Origin of the sequence: Streptomyces sp. UNOC14_S4 (assembly GCF_020740835.1) — a bacterium.
Lineage (GTDB): Bacteria > Actinomycetota > Actinomycetes > Streptomycetales > Streptomycetaceae > Streptomyces.
In genome coordinates this window covers 1-2010 of the sequence record NZ_JAINFC010000834.1, presented here as the reverse complement: position 1 = coordinate 2010, position 2010 = coordinate 1, and the positions used below count along the sequence as shown (strand labels likewise).

Below are 2010 nucleotides of genomic sequence, written 5' to 3'. Positions count from 1 at the left end.
GGGCCGGGCGGTCGCCCCAGGCGGTCCATGCCGTCCCGAAAGCGATCGAGCAGACGCACCGGGCCGCTGCCTGCCCTGTCTGGACGACCGCGAGCCCGGTGCCGCGGATCGCCTCCGGCACGGCGTCGGCGGTCACGGCGGCCAGCACTCCGTCCGTGGCCGCGTAGAAGCTCCCGTGCAGGGCCAGTACGACGAGGCAGAGCGCCGGGGAGGTGCCGGACGGGGCGATGAGCAGGCCGTAGGCCGCGAGCAGTGCCAGATGGCCGCAGAGGAACAACCGGCGCCGTCCTGTCCGGTCGGCGACCGCCCCCAGGGGCACGGCAAGGAGGAGGAACGCGGTGGCCGTGCCCAAGGGCAGCAATGGGAACCACGTCTCCGGAAGGTCCAGGCGGCGCTGCAGGGTGAGGTAGAGGAACGAGTCGCTGACCGTGGTCAGCCCCAGCAGGGTCGCGCAGCCCGTCAGGCGGCGTACGGCCGGAAGGCGCAGCGCGGCCCGCAGCGGAGCGCGGCCGGGGCCGCGCTCCGGGAGCGCGTCGGTCTGCCGTCTGGGGACGAACAGCAGGAGGACGAGGACCCCCAGCGCGGCGATACAGCCGCTGACGGTGAAGACCGCGTCGTAGCCGTCGGCCGCGGCGCGCAGGATCACGAAGGCGACGAGGGGGCCGAGCAGCGCGCCCGCGGTGTCCATCGCGCGGTGCACGCCGAACGCCCGTCCCCGCCCGGCGGGTTCGCAGGCCAGCGAGATCATGGCGTCCCGCGGCGCGGTGCGCAGCCCCTTGCCCGTCCGGTCGGCCGCGAGGACCGCGCCGATCCACGGCACGCTGTGCGCGAGCAGCAGCAGGGGCTTGCAGAGCGCGGACAGCCCGTAGCCCACCGCGGCGACGCGCTTGTGGCTCCCGCCGCCGTGATCGGACAGTCTGCCGCCGACGAGGCGTACGAGTGCGCTGACCCCGTTGTGGACGCCGTCCAGGAGCCCGAAGCCCAGCGGGGACAGGCCCAGTCCGGTGACGAGGTAGAGCGGCAGGACGGCGGTGACCATCTCCGAGGAGACATCGGTGATCAGACTGACGGAGCCCAGGGCCAGCACGGTGCCCGGCACGGCGGCGGCCCGCCGGCCGGAGAGGGGGCGCCGGCCGGCGGTGTCGGAGGGGTCCGGCGCGGTGCGGCTGTCCGCGAGGTACACGGTCAGCTGTTCCAGATGCCGGTGATGTCCTTGCCGCTCGCGGCGTTCCCGGCGTGCGAGGTGCCGTACATGTCCTCGAGCGTGCGCAGCACGTCGTAGTGGTTGTACGTGGCGTCGGAGGACGAGCCGGGCTGGACGGACTGTCCGTAGAGGACCGTGGGGATGCGGTTGCCGCTCAGCCGGTTGTCCTCGTCGAAGGTGATGAGGAGGAGGCTGTTGTGGCTCTTGGCCCAGTCGGCGTAGCTCTTCATGGTGTTCTTGAGCCAGGTGTCGCCCGTGCCCACGGAACAGTCGTGCATGTCGCTGCACAGGTTCGGGACGACGAAGGAGACCGTCGGCAGCGTGCTGTAGTCGGCCGGGAAGGCCGACATGGTGTGTGCCGTGCCGGTGGGCACGTTGTCGAAGCCGAACCACGGGTTGTGCTTCTGGGCGTACTTGCCGCTCCTGCAGACGGTGGAGCCTTCCGTGGGCAGGGACTCGTTGTAGCTGGCCCACGACTTGCCCGACGCCACGAGCTCGGACGCCAGGTTCGGCTCGCTGCTGAACCCGGGGGTGACACAGCTGTCGTCGGTGACGCCCTGTGTGTCGCCCGAGAAGAGCGCGTAGTAGTTCGGCTGGCTGGGGTGGGTCTCGGCGTACGAGGAGGTCAGGTTGGCGCCGCCCGACACGAGGGAGTTGATGTACGGGGCGCTCGAACTGCCGACGACCTGGTCGTAGGCGTGGTTCTCGAAGACGACGACCACGACGTGGTCGGGGGTGGGCAGGGCCGCCGCGGCGGAGGATTCGGAGGCCCACAGGCCGAGGGACGCGGCGGCGAGCCCGAAGGC

General features: G+C 71.8%; 2 protein-coding genes. Both read right to left on the bottom strand.

Translation table 11 applies throughout. The features are described from left to right. On the bottom strand, positions 1-1183 hold a 1183-nt coding region (locus tag K6I34_RS36255), incomplete at its 3' end, for an MFS transporter (RefSeq protein WP_229332280.1). Positions 1184-1185: 2 nt separating this feature from the next. Further along, positions 1186-2010, bottom strand: an 825-nt coding sequence (locus tag K6I34_RS36250; protein WP_229332279.1) for an alkaline phosphatase family protein, incomplete at its 5' end; no start/stop codon positions are given.